At 66.2% G+C, this 18,708-nt stretch carries 14 protein-coding genes; 7 read left to right on the forward strand and 7 right to left on the reverse strand.

Translation table 11 applies throughout. The annotated features are described in order from the left end of the window. Positions 1-129: 129 nt before the first annotated feature. Entirely contained in the window at positions 130-2,817 is a 2,688-nt protein-coding gene (locus SCA01S_RS15375) for a M1 family metallopeptidase (protein WP_062787130.1), read from the forward strand. A 104-nt stretch (positions 2,818-2,921) separates the two neighbouring features. Here SCA01S_RS15375 and SCA01S_RS15380 read toward each other — a convergent pair whose 3' ends face one another. The 4 genes from SCA01S_RS15380 to SCA01S_RS15390 all read right to left on the reverse strand — a co-directional run bounded on the left by SCA01S_RS15380 (position 2,922) and on the right by SCA01S_RS15390 (position 5,555). Next, positions 2,922-3,746, reverse strand: a complete 825-nt coding sequence (locus tag SCA01S_RS15380; RefSeq protein WP_022674741.1) for a cytochrome c oxidase subunit 3 — start codon at positions 3,744-3,746, stop codon at positions 2,922-2,924. A gap of 107 nt (positions 3,747-3,853) precedes the next feature. Next, on the reverse strand, positions 3,854-4,408 hold the full coding sequence (locus tag SCA01S_RS15385) for a cytochrome c oxidase assembly protein (protein WP_022674740.1): 555 nt from the start codon (positions 4,406-4,408) through the stop codon (positions 3,854-3,856). Positions 4,409-4,447: 39 nt separating this feature from the next. Beyond that, positions 4,448-4,621, reverse strand: coding sequence for a cytochrome c oxidase system small membrane protein (locus tag SCA01S_RS22610; RefSeq protein WP_166643350.1), 174 nt, complete (start codon positions 4,619-4,621; stop codon positions 4,448-4,450). Positions 4,622-4,637: 16 nt separating this feature from the next. Then, the gene (locus tag SCA01S_RS15390) at positions 4,638-5,555 is read right to left on the reverse strand and encodes a heme o synthase (RefSeq protein WP_028657435.1); all 918 of its coding nucleotides are present in this window, start codon (positions 5,553-5,555) and stop codon (positions 4,638-4,640) included. A gap of 189 nt (positions 5,556-5,744) precedes the next feature. On the opposite strand from SCA01S_RS15390, the gene SCA01S_RS15395 reads away from it, so the two are divergent. Then, positions 5,745-6,314: a ferritin-like domain-containing protein gene (locus SCA01S_RS15395; protein WP_022674737.1), complete on the forward strand. Its 570-nt coding sequence runs from the start codon at positions 5,745-5,747 to the stop codon at positions 6,312-6,314. A 28-nt stretch (positions 6,315-6,342) separates the two neighbouring features. Here the strand turns inward: SCA01S_RS15395 and SCA01S_RS15400 are convergent, their stop codons facing one another. Then, the gene (locus SCA01S_RS15400; RefSeq protein WP_084391040.1) at positions 6,343-6,981 is read right to left on the reverse strand and encodes a TetR/AcrR family transcriptional regulator; all 639 of its coding nucleotides are present in this window, start codon (positions 6,979-6,981) and stop codon (positions 6,343-6,345) included. 100 nt (positions 6,982-7,081) lie between these two features. On the opposite strand from SCA01S_RS15400, the gene SCA01S_RS15405 reads away from it, so the two are divergent. After that, entirely contained in the window at positions 7,082-8,776 is a 1,695-nt protein-coding gene (locus SCA01S_RS15405) for an acyl-CoA dehydrogenase family protein (RefSeq protein ID WP_062787136.1), read from the forward strand. Positions 8,777-8,965: 189 nt separating this feature from the next. On the opposite strand, the gene SCA01S_RS15410 is transcribed toward SCA01S_RS15405, so the two are convergent. After that, positions 8,966-9,175, reverse strand: coding sequence for a helix-turn-helix domain-containing protein (locus SCA01S_RS15410; protein ID WP_210427002.1), 210 nt, complete (start codon positions 9,173-9,175; stop codon positions 8,966-8,968). Between the two features lie 334 nt (positions 9,176-9,509). Between SCA01S_RS15410 and SCA01S_RS15415 the strand changes: the two genes are divergently transcribed. From SCA01S_RS15415 to SCA01S_RS15425, 3 genes are all read left to right on the forward strand, one after another. Then, positions 9,510-10,853, forward strand: a complete 1,344-nt coding sequence (locus SCA01S_RS15415; protein ID WP_062787139.1) for a GntT/GntP/DsdX family permease — start codon at positions 9,510-9,512, stop codon at positions 10,851-10,853. Positions 10,854-10,867: 14 nt separating this feature from the next. Then, on the forward strand, positions 10,868-11,545 hold the full coding sequence (locus SCA01S_RS15420) for a FadR/GntR family transcriptional regulator (RefSeq protein WP_062787197.1): 678 nt from the start codon (positions 10,868-10,870) through the stop codon (positions 11,543-11,545). A gap of 114 nt (positions 11,546-11,659) precedes the next feature. Further along, entirely contained in the window at positions 11,660-14,686 is a 3,027-nt protein-coding gene (locus SCA01S_RS15425; protein ID WP_062787199.1) for a glycosyl hydrolase family 28-related protein, read from the forward strand. Positions 14,687-14,714: 28 nt separating this feature from the next. On the opposite strand, the gene SCA01S_RS15430 is transcribed toward SCA01S_RS15425, so the two are convergent. Then, entirely contained in the window at positions 14,715-15,209 is a 495-nt protein-coding gene (locus SCA01S_RS15430; protein WP_084391046.1) for a gluconokinase, read from the reverse strand. 317 nt (positions 15,210-15,526) lie between these two features. On the opposite strand from SCA01S_RS15430, the gene SCA01S_RS15435 reads away from it, so the two are divergent. Next, positions 15,527-18,526 (forward strand): TonB-dependent receptor plug domain-containing protein, encoded by a 3,000-nt coding sequence (locus SCA01S_RS15435; protein WP_062787145.1) that lies wholly within the window; start codon positions 15,527-15,529, stop codon positions 18,524-18,526. The last annotated feature ends 182 nt before the right edge of the window (positions 18,527-18,708 follow it).

An 18,708-nucleotide genomic window follows, 5' to 3' on the forward strand; every position in this document is an offset into this window, starting at 1 on the left:
CGCGTGCCATTGACTCAGACACCACCAAGCCGTTGGCAGATCAATCCCGGCGGTTCGTCGAAACCGGTTGCACGTGCAACGAGCCGGGCGCAAGCAGGCGCCCAGCCTCTTTTCGCGTGAAAGGATTCCATGCGCGCTCTGCTTCTTGCCGCCACGATGCTGGCCGGCACTCTTGCCGCCGCCCCGGCACTTGCCGCCCCCACTGCTTCCGCCGATGCCAAGGCCGTGGCCATTCCCGCCGCCGCTGGCGTGATGCCTGTTGGCAAGCTCGGCAATGCCGTGGTGCCAAGCGCCTATCGCCTCGATTTCACGCTCGATCCGGCCCAGCCGCGCTTTACCGGCCATGCCGAGATCGACGTGACCGTGAACCAGGGCGGCCGCTATGTGTGGATGCACGGGCTCGATCTCAAGGTGAAGCAGGTTGTCGCCAAAGTGGGTGGCAAGACGATTGCCGGCACGTTCCAGCAGGCCGATCCCACCGGCGTGGCGCTGGTCACCTTTGCCCAGCCGCTGCCCAAGGGCGCCGCGACGCTGGTGTTCGATTATGAAGCCGGCTTCAACGATGGCCCCACCGGGCTGTTCCGCGTGCACGTGGACAACCAGTGGTACAGCTGGAGCCAGTTCGAATCGATCGATGCGCGCGGCGCGTTCCCTTCGTTCGACCAGCCCGGCTTCAAGACGCCCTATACTGTCACCATCACCACGCCGGCGGGCCAGCGCGCGGTAAGCAACGCGCCCGAAGTGGCGACCGAAACGCGCGGCGCCCAGACCGTGCACCGCTTTGCCCCGACCCTGCCGCTGCCCAGCTACCTCGTGGCGGTAATGGCCGGTCCGTTCGTGAGCGTGGATGGCGCCGTGCCGGCCACGCCGCAGCGCGCCACCCCGCTGCCGCTGCGCGTGGTTTCGACCAAGCCCAATGCCGACAAGCTGGCCTTTGCCCTCGATGGCACCAAGGGCATCGTCAGCCACCTGGAGAACTATTTCGGGCAGGCCTTCCCCTTCCCCAAGCTGGACCAGATCACCGCGCCGATCATGCCGGGCGCCATGGAAAATGCCGGGGCCGATCTTTACGAGGATTCGCTCCTCGTGCTCGATGACAAGGCCTCGACCGCGCAAAAGCGCAACTTCGGCATGGTCGTGGCGCACGAGCTGGCGCACCAGTGGTTTGGCGACATGGTCAGCCCGGCCTGGTGGGACGATATCTGGCTCAACGAAAGCTTTGCCAACTGGATGGGCTTCCGCATCGGCAACGAATGGCGTCCCGATCTCAACATCGGGGCCGGCGCGCTGGAAGAAGGCTTTGCCGCGATGAACACCGACGCGCTGATCGTCGGCCGGCCGATCCACCAGAAGATCGAGCGCAACAGCCAGATCGACGCGGCCTTTGACACCATCACCTATGGCAAGGGTGGCCACGTGGTATCGATGATCGCCGCGTTCATGGGCGATACCAAGTTCCGCGACGGCGTGCGCGGCTACATGGCCAAGCACAAGTACGGCAACGCCAGCACCGCCGATTTCTTTGGCGCCATGGCCGATGCTGCCGGTGATCCGCGCATCCTGCCTGCGATGCAAAGCTTTACCGACCAGCAGGGCGTGCCGCTGGTGACGTTTGCCCCAGCCGGGCAAGGCAAATGGAACGTGACGCAAAGCCGCTATGTCAGGCTCGGCACCCAGGCCCCGGCGCAAGCCCTGGCCCAGACCTGGGGCGTGCCACTGTGCCTGCGCCAGGGCGATGCCCGCGTCTGCCAGCTGTTGGTGGACAAGAGCGGCACGGTTGCCATCGCCGGCAACGGCGCGCTGATGCCCAACGCGGGCGGCACCGGCTATTACCGTTTCGAGCTGCCCGCGGCGCAGTGGGACAGCCTAATCGCGCAGGGTTCCGCCCTGCCCGGCGGCGAAGCCCTGGCCGCGATCGACAGCCTGGAAGCCAGCTTCCTGGCGGGGCGTGCCACGCCAGCGCAACTGGTGGCGGCCGCGCGCAGCTTTGCCGCCAATCCCGACAGCTACGCCAGCGATGGTGCGACCGGCCAGCTTGAAGCATTCGACGATCGCGGCATGTTGTCCCCGGCTGCCCACGAGGGCCTGCGCCGCCTGGTGGCCGAAGTGCGTGGTCCGCAGCTGGCCAAGCTGGGCTTCGATCCGCGGGCCGGCGCGCATGCGGGCGATGATCCCGATCAGCAGCAGCGCCGCGTTGCCCTGGTGGCGGAAATGTCGGGCGTGGCCGAAGACGCCGCGCTCAATGCCAAGCTGGCCAAGGCGGTCGACAGCCTGCTGGCCGGCGATACCGCCGCGCTCGATCCCGCCTTCTACAACAGCGCGTTCAAGGCCTGGCTCAAGCCGCGCGGCCTGGAAGGCGCCAAGGTACTGATGGAAAAGGCACTGTCTTCGGAAGATCCGCTGCTGCGCCCGGCCGCCCTGCGCGCCGTGGGCCGCAGCAACGATCCGGCCGTGGCCAAGTGGCTAATCGAAGAGTTTTCCGACAAGCGCCTGCGCCTTTCGGAAAAGCTGACCGGCATTTCGCTGGCCATCGCCTCGCCCAAGACGACCGAATACGCGTTTGCCTGGGCCAATGCCCACGTCGACACCCTGCTCTCCAGCGGCGGCGGCATCTTCCTGGCGCGCAGCCTGCCCCAGGCGGTGAGCGGATTCTGCTCGGTGGACAAGGCCAAGACCATTGCCGCCTGGCGCCCGCACTTTGCCCACAACTCGGGCGCGCTCGAACTCGACCGAGCGATCGAGCGGGTGCAGGATTGCGCCGTGCTCAAGGACCAGCGCGCTGCCGCGCTGTCGGCCGAACTGGCCAGCTTAAAGTAACCATGATCGCTGCCCCGGGGGCTGGCTCCGGGGCAGCGACACAAAAAAGGGGCGCCTTCCAGACCCGGAAGGCGCCCCTTTTTGTGGGCCATAGGCGTGGGCGGTTATTCGACCACCGCGCCCCAGTTGCCCCAGACGTAGATGGCCACGAACAGGAACAGCCAGACCACGTCGACGAAGTGCCAGTACCAGGCCGCCGCCTCCAGGCCGAAATGCTGGCGCGGCGTGAACTCGCCCCGCTCGGCGCGGATCCAGCACACGATCAGGAAGATCGTGCCGATGATCACGTGGAAGCCGTGGAAACCCGTCGCCATGAAGAAGGCCGAACCATAGGTGTTCTTGCCAAAGGCGAACGGGGCATGGACGTATTCATAGGCCTGGATCGACGTGAACAGCAGGCCGAGCAGGATCGTGGCCGTCAGGCCCAGCTTCAGGCCCTTGCGATCGCCATGGATCAGCGCGTGATGGGCCCAGGTCAGCGTGGTGCCCGAGCACAGCAGGATCAGCGTGTTGAGCAGCGGCAGGTCGAACGCGTTGATGACCGCCTCGATCGCCTTGGGCGGCCACACGCCGCCGATCACGTCGGTGTTGAGCTTGCTGGGGAACAGCGAGAAATCGAAGAACGCCCAGAACCAGCCGACGAAGAACATCACTTCTGAAGCGATGAACAGGATCATGCCATAGCGCTGGTGCAGCTGCACCACCGGGGTATGATCGCCGGCGTGGGCTTCCTTGATTACCTTGCCCCACCACGAAAACATGGTGAGCAGGACACCCAGCAGGCCCAGCAGCATGATCTGCGTGCCGCCAGCCATCTTGTGCATGTAGAAAACGCCGCCGCTGGTCATCACCAGGGCTGACATAGCGCCCATGAACGGCCAGATATCGGGCGGCAGGATGTGATAATCGTGGTTCTTGGCGCCGGCCATGATCGTCTACTTCCCCCAAGGCTTAACCAGCATCCTCGTGCGCACAGCGACGGGAGCCATTTTTGTGGTGGCTGCAATGTCTATCGGGCACATCTGGCCCGGTCCAGTCAATTTGCGGCCTTGTTGAACGTATAGCTGAGCGTGATTTCCGGGATATCGCGCGTGTTCGCGTCATCCAACATAGCCGGGTCCACGTAGTAGACCACCGGCATGCGCACTTCCTGACCCGGCATAAGCTTCTGATAATTGAAGCAAAAGCACTGAATCTTGTGGAAGTAGGAGCCGGTCTGCTCTGGCGTCACGTTGAACACCGCGCGGCCCACAATGGGCTGGTCGGAATTGTTGCGGGCGGTGAAGAAAGCGATCTTGCGCTCGCCGATTCGTCCGTCCTGGGTCACCTGCTCGGGCTTGAACGTCCACGGCAGGCCCGGCGCGACATTGGCATCGAAGCGGATGGTGATCGGGCGCAGCGTGGGCTTGACCTTGGCCGCCTGGGCCGCAGTGGCCCGCTGGGTCGTGCCGGCAAAGCCCGTGGCCTGGCAGAACATGCGATAGAGCGGCACGGCGGCATAGCCCATGCCCAGCATGCCCAAGGCCGCCGCGCCGGCGATGATCGCCACCTTGCGATTGGCCCGGGTGGTTTTGTCGATTGCCGCTGCCACGCTTTCTCTCCCTTATCCGCCCGCCGGGCATTGTCCGGGTCAGGCGTGCTGTGCGCTTTCGTTGCGGTGTGCGGCCTGCACACCCAGTTTCACGACGGTGATGGCAAAAAACAGCACCACCAAAGCCCCCAGCACCAGTCCCAAAGCGCGGTTGCGTGCTTTCTGTCGCGCACGAAAGGCTTTCAGGTCAATATTTTCCGGCTTGTCGCCCACGTTGTTTCCTCTCCGCTCAGGCCCACCCCTGGAGCCCGGCAAACCGATCCAGCACCAGCGCGGCGAACAATGCAAACAGATAGAGCACCGAATAGCCGAACAGCCGCTTTTCCGGCTTCATCTTGTCATTGGCCACGCTGTCGCGCAGGCCCACCCGCATGGCCAGCACCAGGAAACCCAGGCCGAGCAGCGCCGCCGCCACGCCATAGACCAGCCCGGCGCCACCCAGCGCCCATGGCACCAGGCTCACGGGCACGAGCACCAGGGTATAGAACAGGATCTGCCGGCGCGTCGCCTTTTCACCCGCCACCACCGGCAGCATCGGAATGCCGACCTTGGCGTAATCGGTCTGCACGAACAGGGCGAGTGCCCAGAAGTGCGGCGGCGTCCACAGGAAGATGATCAGGAACAGCACCACCGGCATCCAGGTGATGTGCCCGGTAACGGCCACCCACCCGATCAACGGCGGAAAGGCACCGGCCCCACCGCCGATCACGATGTTCTGCGGGGTGCGCGGCTTGAGCCACACGGTATAGACCCAGGCATAATAGAAGATCGAGATCGCCAGGATCGCGGCCGCCAGCCAACCGATCGCCAAGCCCATGACCACCACCGATCCGCCCGACAGCGCAAAGCCGAAATCGCGTGCCGATTCGCGGTCCATCCGCCCGGCCGGCACGGGCCGCCGCGCGGTGCGCTTCATGCCCGCGTCGAGGTCCGCCTCCCACCACTGGTTGAGCGCGGCAGCGCCCCCGGCACCCACGGCAATGCACAGAATCGCCGCAAACCCCAGCACCGGATGAATCTCTCCCGGCGCGGCGAGCAGGCCGCACAGCCCGGTAAAGATCACCAGCGTCATCACGCGCGGCTTGGTCAGCGCAAAGAAATCACGCCAATCGGCGGGCATGCGCAGGGGAGTCGTCACTAGGTCCATCGTGACGCGGCTATAGCAGCCCGGGCCATGAGGGAAAGTGTTCAAGGACAGCGAGCGGCACGCGCGATCATCCCCGGCGATCACACCCGCCCTGTCGGGCAATGGAACCGGAGGGCGGCCCGATCATTTGCCCGGTGTCACGGCATGGCCACCTCGATCCATGCCATCCCTTTTGCAGGAGCATGTTCCATGGCCACTGCCACCGCCGCCAAGCCGGCCAAGTCTGACGCCAGCTTTACCGACACCGCCACCCTGCGTGCCCAGGCCCGCAAGCATATCGACCAGGGCCCGGTCACCCAGTCCTTCCCCAAGGACCGCGAGGTGATCATCGCCCAGCTGAACAAGTCGCTGGCCACCGAATGGGTCTGCGTGCTGCGCTATATGCGGCACTATTACACCGCCGATGGCCTGGTTTCGGAACCGATCAAGGCGCATTTTCTCGAGCACGCCAACGAAGAGCGCGCCCATGCCGACAAGCTGGCCGAACGCATCGTCCAGCTGGGTGGCGAACCCGATCTCGATCCTGCCACGCTGACCCAGCGCAGCCATGCCGAATACCAGGTGGGCAAGACGCTCAAGGACATGGTCAAGGAAGACCTCATCGCCGAACGCATCGCGGTGGAAGCCTATCGCGAACTGATAGCCTATGTCGGCGATCGCGATCCCACCACGCGGATCATGCTGGAAGGCATTCTGGCGCAGGAAGAAAACCACGCCGACGAATTCCGCGATCTGCTCGAAGGCTGGCAGGGGGAATAATCCCGCCGCCTTGCCCTTAATGTGTCGATCAATGCCCGGCGGCGCAGTCCTGCGTCAGCCGGGCATGCAGTTTGGCAATCATCTGCTGCCGATCGGCCAGCGCAAGATCGGTGCGCTGCGCGACATAGCGCAGGAGGGCGTAGGCCTGGTGCGCGCGCCATTGCGCGTCTGCCACCCCACAACCCAGTTCCACGAACTGGTCCACCAGATAAGCCGTGCGCGCCGCGTCCACCGCGCCAACTGCGGCCCGTGCTGCCGCTGATCGGCGTGCCCAGCCCATGATTGCCAGTTCCAGATCGGCCGCCAGCGCCGCCGCACCGGAATGAAACGGCAGTTCCATCAATCGCTTGATCCGCAGCGCGACGTCGGGCTCGTCACGCATCAGCCGCTCTTGCACCATCAGCGTCGATCGTGCCTGCCATTCCTCCAGAACGGCTGCCAGCAGCGCATTGCGGTCCTTGAAATGCCAGTAAAAGCTGCCCTTCGACGCCTTGAGGTCGATCGCCAGCTTTTCCACGCGCACCTGCTCGACGCTGCTGTCGGCCATCACCCGGATCGCCGCCGCGATCCAGTCGGCGCGGCCCAGGCGCTTGCTGTGCGCCAATGGCGCGGCCGCTGCTGGCGCTGCGACGGGATCGGACGCTGGATTGGACGGGGACGACGTCATGCCATGCGGCTTAGGCGCCTTGCCATGCCCCGTCCAGAACCGGCCTTGACCCAGGTCCGTCCTCAAACCATACGGTAGCGTATAGAGAGAGGAACCCAAGATGTCCTACGCCGATGCCGCCGGCACGATCGTCGCCCAAATCCTGGCCCTGCCCGAATTCGTGCGGGTGCAGGCGCTATTTCCCGATGCCGGGTTGGACGAAGCGATGCTGCTCGACATCGTCGGCGCGGCCGGTGACCTTGCCGAAGGCGTGATCGAGCCGTTCAACGCCCAGGCCGATCAGGTTGGCTGCCGCCTGGAACAGGGCCGCGTGCGCTTGGCACCAGGCCATCATGACGCCTGGCAGGCCTTTGTTGCCGTTGGCTGGACCACGATAGAAGGCGCGCCACAGTGGGGCGGCGCGGGTCTGCCGATGCTTGTGCACAGTGCGTGCGAGGAACTGCTCAACCGCGCCTCACCCGCCTTCGGCATGCTGCCCACGCCGATGCGCTGCGCGACAAAGGTGATCGAACGCTATGCCGACCCGGCGCTGTGCGCCGAATGGGCGCCGCGCCTGGTCGATGGCAGTTGGGCCGCGACGATCTGCATTTCCGAGCCCGACGCCGGGTCGGACGTGCCGCGACTGCGCACTGCCGCAGTGCCCCATGCCGATGGCACCTGGCGGATTACGGGTGAAAAGATCTGGATCAGCTTTGGCGATCACGACCTTACCCCGCGCATCGCCCACATGGTGCTGGCGCGCACGCCAGAGGGGGCGCATGGTCCGGCAGGCCTCAGCCTGTTTCTGGTGCCATCCGATATCGCGGGCCAACGCAATGCCGTGGTGGTGCGGCGCATCGAGGAAAAGCTTGGCCTGCACGGCTCGCCCACCTGTGCCCTGGGGTTCGAGGCCGCGACGGGCCACCTGATCGGCACACCGGGACGCGGCCTCGCCCAGCTTTTCACAATGATCATCGGCATGCGGCTGTCGGTCGGCAGCCAAGGGGCGGGCCTGTCGGGTGCCGCAGCCAGTCTCGCCTGGCGCTATGCTGCAGAGCGGCGGCAGGGCGGCAGGGCAGATGCCCCGCCAGTCACGATCGACCAGCACGGCGATGTCCAGCGCATGCTGCTGGGCCTGGCGGCGCGCGCCGAAGTCACACGGGGGCTCGTGCTGACCGCGTCAGCCGTGGCAGACCTTCAGGCCCACGAAGACGATGACGCAGCCCGCACCGAAGCGGGACTGCTGCTGGCCTGGCTGCTGCCGATCACCAAGAATTTTGCGGCCGAGGCAGCGAGCCTGTGCGCCAACGATGCCATCCAGGTTCTCGGCGGCGCCGGCTATACCCGCGAATGGCCAGCCGAGCGCTATCTGCGCGATGCCCGCGTTCTGGCGATCTACGAAGGCACCAGCGGCATGCAGGCGCTCGACCTCGCCCTGCGCCGCGTGCTCGGCGATCAAGGCCGCGCCTATCGCGCCTTCCTGGCAAAGGCCCGCGGTGATGCGGACCGGCTCGGCAATGCCACCCTGCGGGCGCTGCTCGACATGCTCGAGCAGGCCGCATCGAGCCTCGACAAGCCGACGGCAACGGTCGTCGCCTATCCGTTCCTGCAACTGGCATCCCTGGCCACGACGGGATGGATCGCCACCCGGCTGGCGGCACTGTCGGGCAGCCCGGTGCACGATCACCTCGCCGCGCTGGGCCGCCATTGGCTGCTGCTGGCGCAGGCGCAGGCATTGGCCGAAGCGGCGCTCACATCCCACGGGCAAGCCTTGGTGGCGGCGTTCGATGATGTCGATCGCGGCTATCTGGGCTGAACGTGAAAAAGCCCCACGCCGTTGTTCGGCTGGGGCTGTTGTGTCGTGATGTTGAGCGATGGTTGAGGGCAGGATTTGCCTGAGCGGCATCGACATACATCAGATGCGCTGCCGGCGATTTCGCCTTTTCCCGCTCCCTTGCTGCCGCACGCCCCGAAACCTGCTGCGGAAAACGTGTTGGGCGAAAACCTACTGGGCGAGGATCGACTGGGCGGCGATCGCCACCTGGGTGCGGTTGCGCACGTTGAGCTTGCGCATCAGCGCGGTCATATGGGCCTTCACGGTCTTTTCCGCGATGCCCAGGTCATAGGCGATCTGTTTGTTGAGCTGGCCCGAGCGCACGCCCTGCATCACTTTGAACTGGGTAGGGGTCAGGCGGACGGCGGGTGCCTCTGACAGGCGCTGCGCCGGCTGGTTCGGAACACTGGCAGGGGCAAAGTCGGTCACCGTTGTCTCTCCCTATCGCCTACCGTTGCGGCATCTACCGTGCGTCCATGCTCGGATCGGCATGGCGAAATCCAATATCAGTTAGACAGATTTCTGATATTATGCCGGAGTTATCCCGTCAATACACGATTTATTGCTGAAATCGGCGCGCACCTGTTATACAACTTTTCGCAGAACAAGCGCAGGCAGGCAGCGCCATGGCGCGAGAGGAGAGCAGGATGGGCCATCACGGATCTGGGCAAGGCAGGTCGGGGCGAATCACCACCACCCGGACGGCGGCAGCGCGATGAGCGACGATCTGCGCCTGGTCCTGGCCGCGCTGCTCGGCATTGGCCTCGCCATCGCCCTGATCGTGCGCGGGCGGTTCCATCCCTTTCTCGCCCTGCTCTGCGGCGCCTTTGCCGTGGGCATCGCGGTCGGCATGCCCGTCGCCGAAACCGCCAAAGCCGTGCAGAAAGGCGCCGGCGACGTGCTGGGCGGCACCGGCCTCGTCGTGGCGCTGGGCCTCTCGCTCGGTGCCATGCTGCAACTGTCGGACGGGGCGGGCGTGCTGGCCCGCATGGCGCTGCACCATGGCCGGCCGGCAGCGGCCCCTTGGCTGAGCATGGCGGTCGCGCTGCTGATCGGCCTGCCGCTGTTCTTCGAAACCGGTGTGGTGCTGCTGCTACCGATCGCGGCGGCGGCAGCCGCAGCGATGACCGGGCCGGCTGATGCGGGCACCACACGCCTGCGCCTGCTCCTCCCGGCCTTGGCAGGCCTCTCCACCCTGCATGCCCTGGTGCCGCCCCATCCCGGCCCGCTGCTGGCCGTGGACGCACTGCACGCCAGCCTGCCGCGCACGATGCTCTATGGCCTGCTGATCGGCGTGCCCACCGCGATCGTGGCTGGCCCGCTGTTCGCGCTGTGGATCGCGCGCCGGGTTCGGCCCGATGCCCCGGTGATGACGCCGGCCGCGCCAATCGTCACCGCGCCCGGCGTGGGTCGCGCCCTCCTGTGCGTGCTGCTGCCAGTGGTGCTGATCGCCGCCGGGCAGATCGCCGCTGTGGCGCCGCCAGCCCTGGCCCCGCATCTTGCCTGGCTCGGCCTCGCGAGCAATCCGGTGCTTGCGCTGGTGCTCGCCAATCTCGTCGCGCTGCCGCTGCTGTTCGGCTGCGGGTTCAGCGCCCCGGCGATCCAGGGCGCGATCTGGAAGGAAGCGATGGCCCCGGCCGGAGCGATCATCCTGGCGATCGGCGCGGGCGGCGCGCTCAAGCAGGTGCTGGTCTCAGCCGGCCTGGCCGATTTCCTGGCCCATCTCGCCGCTCACGGCGGCATTCCCGCGCTGCCGATGGCCTGGGCCGTGGCGGTGTGCATCCGCCTGGCCACCGGATCGGCCACGGTCGCCACGATCACTGCCGCCGGCATCATGCCTGGGGTAGTCGCCGCCACCGGCGCCTCGCCGGAATTGACCGTGCTTGCCATCGGCGCTGGCTCGGTGTTCTTCTCCCACGTCAACGATCCGGGGTTCTGGCTGGTGCGCAGCTATCTCGGCACCAGCACGCCCGACACGTTCCGCACCTGGTCGGTGCTGGAAACGCTGATTTCGGTGGTAGGCCTGGTGCTGGTGCTGGCCGCCGGATGGATCGTCTGAAGAAGGGGAGGACCATGCACGAGGAACGCCTGGCCGATCGCGCCTATGCCGGGATCGTCGAACTGATCAACACCGACGATCTCCAGATCGGCGACCGCCTGCCCTCCGAAACGCGCCTGGCGGAAATGTTCGGCATGTCGCGCACCGTGGTGCGCGAGGCGCTGGTCCGCCTCGCCTCCGACGGCTTTACCGAAGCGCGGCGCGGCGCCGGCTCGTTCGTCAAGCGGCGTCCGTCCGAACGGCTGGGCAGCCATCTGCCGATGCAGAACCTTGCCGCCACCATGGGCAGCTATGAAGTGCGCCTGGTGCTCGAGGCAGAAGCTGCACGCCTGGCCGCGCAGCGCCGCTCGGCCGAACAGATGCTGGTGATCGAGCGCGCGATGGACGCGCTGCGCGCCGCCCTGCAAGCGAGTGGCCCGGCCCATGTGGAAGACATGGAACTGCACCGCGCCATTTTCGAAGCGACCGCCAACCCGATCTTCGTCTCCAGCTTCGATCACATGCATGACGAGATCGACCGCATCCTGCGCGCCGGGGTCGATATCTCGCGCTCCCGCCCCCCCGCCGCGATCAACGCCATGATTGAGGAACACGAACTGGTCGTCGACGCGATCCGCGCCCAGGATGGCGATGCCGCCGCGCTCGCGATGCGCTGGCACCTGTGGCAGGGGCGCAAGCGGCTGATGCCCTGAGCGCCTGAAATTCCACACAGTTAAGACTATGGTCGCGCCTGCCCCGGCGCGCGCCAGCCGCTATCCCGGCCGGATCGGGTGAGGAGAGGAAACGTGGTGCCACGGCAGGCCTGGATGATCGGATCAAGCATTCTGGCGGCCATCGCGCTCGCCCCAACCCTGGCACAGGCCAAGACGCCATCGGTGTTCGACCAGGTGCCCGGCGACACCCAGGCGATCACCGTGCGCGCGGTGGGCGATGGCAAGGCCGACGACAGCGCCGCGATCCAGCAGGCGCTGGACCAGGCCGGGGCGCGCGGCGAAGGCGTGGTGTTCCTGCCCAGCGGGCGCTATCGCATCACCCGCTCGCTGTTCCTCTGGCCAGGCCTGCGCCTGATCGGCACGGGCAAGACCCGGCCGGTGCTGATGCTCGGCGATGCCACACCGGGCTTCCAGCAGGGCGTGGCCACCATGGTGATCTTCACCGGGCGGGGCCCCAAGGGCAGCCCCACCGCCGGCGACGGCAAAGTGCCGTTCCCCCCGCCCGACGCGGTGCCGTTCAATCCCGCCATCGCCGATGCCAATTCCGATGCATTCTATTCGGCCATGGCCAATATCGACATTGCCATCGGCGCGGGCAATCCGGCGGCAGTGGGCGTGCGTTTCCACGCCGCGCAGCACGCCTATCTGCGGCATATGGACTTTCAGGTCGGTTCAGGCCTCGCCGGCGCCTATCAGGTGGGCAACATGGCGCAGGACGTGCATTTCCACGGCGGCCGCTATGGCATCCTCAGCGAAAAGACCTCCCCCGCCTGGCCGTTCACGCTGCTCGACGCCACATTCGACGGCCAGCGCGAGGCCGCCATTCGCGAGCACGAGGCCGGACTCACCCTGGTCAACGTCGCGCTGCGCAACGTGCCGGTGGGGATCGCCATCGACGAAGGCTATGGCGACTGGCTGTGGGGCAAGGACGTGCGCTTTGAAAACGTCAGCCAGGCTGGCGTGGTCATCGCCAACGCCAACAACGCCTATACGCAGATCGGCTTCGACAACGCCGTGGCCAGCCGCACCCCGGTCTTCGCCCGTTTTCGCGAAAGCGGCAAGACCGTGGCCGGCGCCGCGCCGGTTTATCGGGTGAAGAGCTTCACCCACGGCATCACCCTGCCCGGCCTGGGTGTGCCCGGCGCGGTTGAAACGCGCATGGACCAGGCCGCGCTCGCCGCCCTGCCCCGGCCGCGTGCCCCGGCGATCCGCGCGCTGCCCAGCCCGGCGCAATGGGCCAACGTGCGCGCACTGGGCGCCAACGGCGATGGCCGGACCGACGATACCGCCGCCCTGCAACGCGCGATCGCCACGCACCGCGTGCTCTATTTCCCGATCGGCCGCTATGTCGTCACCGATACGCTGACGCTACGGCCCGACAGCGTGCTGATCGGGCTCCACCCCGATCTCACCCAGATCGTGCTGCCCGATGGCACCCCCGCGTTCCAGGGCGTCGGCGCGCCGCGCGCGCTGGTCCTGGCGCCTGCCGGCGGAGAGGTCATTGTCACCGGGCTGGGCCTGTTCACCGGCGGCATCAACCCGCGCGCCACCGCGCTGTCGTGGCAATCGGGCGCCGGCTCGCTGGTCGAAGACGTGAAATTCCAGGGCGGCCACGGCACGCTGGCGGCCGATGGCACCCGTTTCGATCCCTACAACGACACCCATACCGCCGACAAAGACCCGCGCCGGCGCTGGGGCGGCCAGTATCCCAGCCTGTGGGTGAACGCGGGCGGCGGCGGCACCTTTGCCAATATCTGGACGCCCAATACTTATGCCCAAGCCGGCATGGTCGTGTCCGACACGCAGACGCCCGGCCATGTCTACCAGATTTCGGCCGAGCACCATGTCCGCACTGAATTCGGCCTCACCCGCGTCGCCAACTGGGAATTCCTCGCGCCACAGACCGAGGAGGAAGCCGGCGAAAGCCCCGATGCCGTCTCGTTCGACATCCGCGAATCCCGCAATATCCTGATCGCCAATCTCCACGCCTATCGCGTCACCCGCTCGCGCCAGCCCGCCCGTGCCGCCGTGCGGATCGAGCGTTCGGCCGACATCCGCCTGCGCAACGTGCACGTGAACGCCGAAAGCGGCTTTGCCACCTGCGACGAAAACGGCTGCGCCACGTTCCTGCGCGCCAGCAAGTTTCCGTTCGAAAACGCGCTGCTCGACGTGACGCATGGCCTGGAAGTGCGCGAACGCGAGTTTGCCGTGCTCGACGTGCCCGCCAATCCGGTTGCGCCGGCAGCGACCAGGGTGCCCGTGACCAAGCTCGCCGACGGATTTTTCTCCGCCAGCGGCGGCGTGGTCGACGCGCAGGGCAAGCTCTATTTCATCGATCATTTCCAGCAGCGCATTCATGGCTGGAGCGAGACCGAAGGGCTGATCACCGAACGCGACGCCCCACTCGATCCGGTCAATCTGACCATGGACCGGGCGGGCAACCTGATCGTGCTCTCCGCGCTCGGCCGCAACGGCACGGTCTATGCGTTCAAACCCGGCACGTCGGCGCAGGCGCTGACGGTGATCCCGCCCACCGCCGCCGCCACGACACCGGCCCCCGACCGGCTCACCGCCCTGCCCGGCAACCTCTGGGTCAACGGTGAGTTTCGCAGCCAGCTCGATCCGGCAACCTACCGCTTCACCACCCTGGCAGAGATGTTCGCCCGCGATGTGGCGCTGCCCAAGGCGCAGGAATATGTCTCGCCCGATGGCAGCCTTGCCATCCCCGCCTATCGCGTGTTCCAGCAAGGCCCGGCTGACCATCTCGGCTGGCGCTTTTCCGATTCGCTCGATGCCTATGGCCTGGTCACCGCCCGGTCCGACGCGCGGGTGTTCCTGAGCAACGAGTCAGAAGACCGGACCTATTCCGCCCGCCTGGGCGCCGGCGGCGCAGTGACAGACCTGCAACCCTTTGCCGATCGCGGCGGGGAAAGTGTGGCATCAGGGCCAGACGGACGCGTCTACATCGCCAATGGCCAGGTCTTCGTCTACGACGCAGCAGGCCGCCCGATCGACCGGATCGACGTGCCCGAACGCCCCCTGCAATTGCTGTTCGGCGGCAAGGACGGGCGCACGCTCTACATCCTCACCCACCACGCCCTCTTTGCCGCACGGCCCTGAGGGAACCGAACCTGCAAGCGCCCTGCAACTAAGCTGCGAGGCGCTGGACGATCCAGGCCAGGATCGCATCGGCCAGCCGATCCTGGCCCTGCGTGGAATCGAGAGTAAGCGCTGGCTCATCCGCGCCGGGTCGCTCCAGCGTGTCCAACTGGCTATCGAGCAGGCTCGGCGGCATGTAGTGCCCTGGCCGGTTGCCCATGCGCCGGGCCAGTTCGGCCAAGGGCGCATCGAGCAGGGCAAAGGCGATCGGCTCGGCTGTCGCGGTAGCCAGCCGCTCGCGATAGGCGCGCTTCAGCGCGGAACAGGCCGCGACCACCACGCCGCCTTGCCGCACCGCCTGGCCCATCGCCGCGCCCAGGTGATCGAGCCAGGGCCAGCGGTCTGCATCGGTCAGGGCGATGCCCTCGCGCATCTTGGCGACGTTTGCCGCCGAATGGAATCCATCGCCTTCCAGGAATGGGCAGTCCAGCCGCGCCGCCAGCGCCGCGCCCAGTGTCGATTTGCCGCTGCCGCTCACGCCCATCACCACGATGGCCAGCGGCGCCACGCTGTGGCCTGCAATCTTGCCCGACACGCTTCTGTCCTTCCTGCTTTGCCGTCCCCGCATGGCGTGCGCCGCGCGGGTTGCCTGACAGCCATGTCAACAGCGTCCTTAGCCGCGTCGCCGGCGCCCGCCCAATTAGGACCATGGTCGCGGCTGCGCCAGGCGCCCCGCAGTCCTATGCCCTCACCACGGAAACCGGGCTGCCAACGCCAGGACCACGCGCAAGATTGTTAGCGATACCAAGCCAGGCCGGGGCAGCGCCACCGGCCGAGGGACCAGCCATGGGGGAGATTTCGATGACCACCACGCCAACCGCCACGTCGAGCAGCAGGCCGCTGCGCACCGCCCTGGCCAAGGGCACCGCGCTCGTGGCGCTGGCCTGGGCCTGCCCAGTGCTAGCGCAAGAGGCCGCGCCGGCCGCCTTGCCCGAAACCCCTGCCCCAGCAGCGGCGCCCACCCCCAGCACCGGGGAAATCGTCGTCACCGGTTCGCGCATCACCTCCAGCGGCTTCAGCGCGCCGACCCCCACGCAAGTGCTCAGCGCGGCGGTGATCGCCAAGAGCGCGCAGCCCAACATCTTCACCACCATCGCCCAGTTGCCCTCGCTCCAGGGCAGCACCGGCGCCACCTATGGCACCAACAGCACGTCCAGCGGCACCCAGGGGCTCAGCTCGTTCAGCCTGCGCGGCCTTGGGCCGATCCGCACGCTTACCCTGCTCGACGGCCAGCGCGTGGTCGGCGCCAATGTCACCGGCGTGCCTGATATCAGCCTGTTCCCGCAATTGCTGGTCGATCGGGTGGACGTGGTCACTGGCGGCGCATCGGCATCCTATGGATCGGACGCGGTGGGCGGCGTGGTGAACTTCGTCACCAACACCCACTTCGAAGGTTTCAAGGCCAACGCGCAGAACGGCATCACCACCTATGGTGATGATTACAATTACACGTTCCAGGCCGCAGCCGGGAAATCCTTCATGGATGGCCGCCTGCATGTTGTGGTCAGCGGCGAATACAGCCATGAAAACGGCGTTCCCGCCTATGGTTTCGGCGAAGGCCCCGGCCCCAACGGGCGCGACTGGTACGAGACCGAAACCCTGATCAACACTGGCCTGCACACCGATGGCAGGCCGCAATACCGCAACAGCAAGCATGCCCAGGCCTATCAATACACCAAGTATGGCCTGATCACGGCCGGCCCGCTCCAGGGCATCGCCTTCGACCAGAGCGGCAAGCCGTTCAATTTCGTCTATGGCTCCAATGGCGTGCCCGACAAGAACGCCGCCGGCACGGTGACCGGTTGCAACAACGGCTTCTGCGTGGGCGGCGATCTTTCCGGCAACGTCGGCAACGGCACCAGCCTGCAATCGGAAATCACCCGCACCAACGGCTATGGCCGCATCGGCTTCGATATTGATAATGACAACGAGGTCTATGCCACGGTCAACGTGGCGCGCGTCACCTCCAACAACACACCCAATCCGGGCGCGGCCAAGGCCAATTCGCTCACCCTGCAATGCTCCAACCCGTTCGTGCCCACCTCGATCCAGGATCTGTGCGCGGCCAACGGCATCACCAGCTTCAAGTATGGCGTCAGCAACGCGGTGCTGCCGCAGTTCATCAACGTCAATCCGGTGCGCGAGCAATATCGCTTCGTCGCCGGAGCCAAGGGCAAGATTCCGTTCCTGGGCAGCGACCTGCACTATGACGCCTATGTCGAGCATGGCGAGAACATCACCGACATCACGGTGAGCAACATCACGCTCAACGCCCGATACAACGCCGCGATCCAGGCGGTGCGCCTGAACGACGGCACCATCGCCTGCGCCGATCCGGCCGCACGCGCCAGTGGCTGCGTACCGCTCAACATCATTGGCGGCGCCACTCCCAGCGCGGCGACGCTTGCCTATATCACCCCTGCCCATGGCCCGCACCAGCACACCCGCCAGACCCAGGACGTGGCCAGCATCGCGTTCAACAACCAGCCGTTTTCCACCTGGGCCGGCCCGGTTTCGCTGGCATTCGGCGGCGAATGGCGGCACGAATACTACCGCGTGAAAGGCGATCCCTATGGCAACGGGGTCACCGCCAGCAATCCCAACACCGCCGATTACCCAGCCGATCCGCTGCTCAACACCGCTGGCAACAACTGGTACGCGGGCAACTATCACGACGGCAGCGGCAAGTATTCGGTCTATGAAGGCTTCCTCGAAGCGAACCTGCCGCTGGTCGACACGCCCGGCGCCGGCAAGGCCAATCTCAACCTGGCGGGTCGCGCCACGCACTACAGCACCTCGGGCACGGTCTACACGTGGAAGATCGGCGGCACCTGGCAGACACCGGTGGACGGCGTCCGTCTGCGCGCGGTGACCTCGCGCGATGTGCGCGCACCCAACCTGAGCGAGCTCTATGCCGCGCCGATCACGGTTACCGTGCCGGGGCTGACCAATCCGTTCAACAACAACCAGCCTGTCACCGTGCAGCAGAACACGATCGGCAACACCGCACTCAAGCCGGAAATCGCGCGCAATACCGAGGCCGGGGTCGTGCTGTCGCGCCCGGGCTGGGCGCCAGGCCTCAACCTCTCGGTCGATTACTATCGCATCAAGGTGAAAGGCGTGGTGTCCTCACTCAGCGCGCAGCAGGAAGTGAACTACTGCTATGGCGGGGTGACGCAACTGTGCAGCGCCTTCGATCTCAATGCCGCCACGCCCTATGTCAACGTGCAGGCGTTCAACCTCGCCTCGATTTTCACCGACGGCTTCGATATCGAGGCAAGCTATCAGTTCCGGCTCGACAGCCTCAAGCTGCCTGGCAACCTGACCCTGCGCGCACTAGCCACCAATGTGCGCAACTATATCACCGATATCGGCCTGCCCAACACGATCCCCACGCAAGGCGCCGGGGTCAACGCCGGGGCCACGCCCAAGTGGAAAGTGCTGGCAACCGAAAGCTGGGATACCGACAACTTCAGCCTGACCTTCACCCAGCGCTGGTTCAGCGCCGGCAAGATCAGCAACGAATATATCGAGTGCCAGACCAACTGTCCGGTGCAGACCGCACAGCAGGCCACGCTGCACCCCACGATCGACAACAACCGCATGCCCGGCGCGTTTTATTTCGACGTGGGCGCGACGTACAACGTGACCAAGGCGATCACTGCCTATGCCAAGGTGGACAATCTGTTCAACCACGATCCGGCCGCTTCGCCACAGACCAACACCGGGATCGACGTGAACCCGCTGCTCTACGACGTCCTCGGCCGGATGTATCGTATCGGCGTGCGCGCCAGTTTCTGACCAGACCCTCCCTCGCCGCCGGTCCCGCTCCCAGGGACCGGCGGTTCTTTTTGTCCGGTGCTCCTACAGACCTAGGCAATCAGGAACGCGATAACCGCGTCGTCGAGAGCGCTGCCCCCTCCACTCTGCACTGGCGTGTCTTGCGCGGGCATCAGCCGGGCTGCGTGAGCTGAACGCAGGAA

Source organism: Novosphingobium capsulatum NBRC 12533 (assembly GCF_001598375.1).
Taxonomy (GTDB): Bacteria; Pseudomonadota; Alphaproteobacteria; order Sphingomonadales; family Sphingomonadaceae; genus Novosphingobium; species Novosphingobium capsulatum.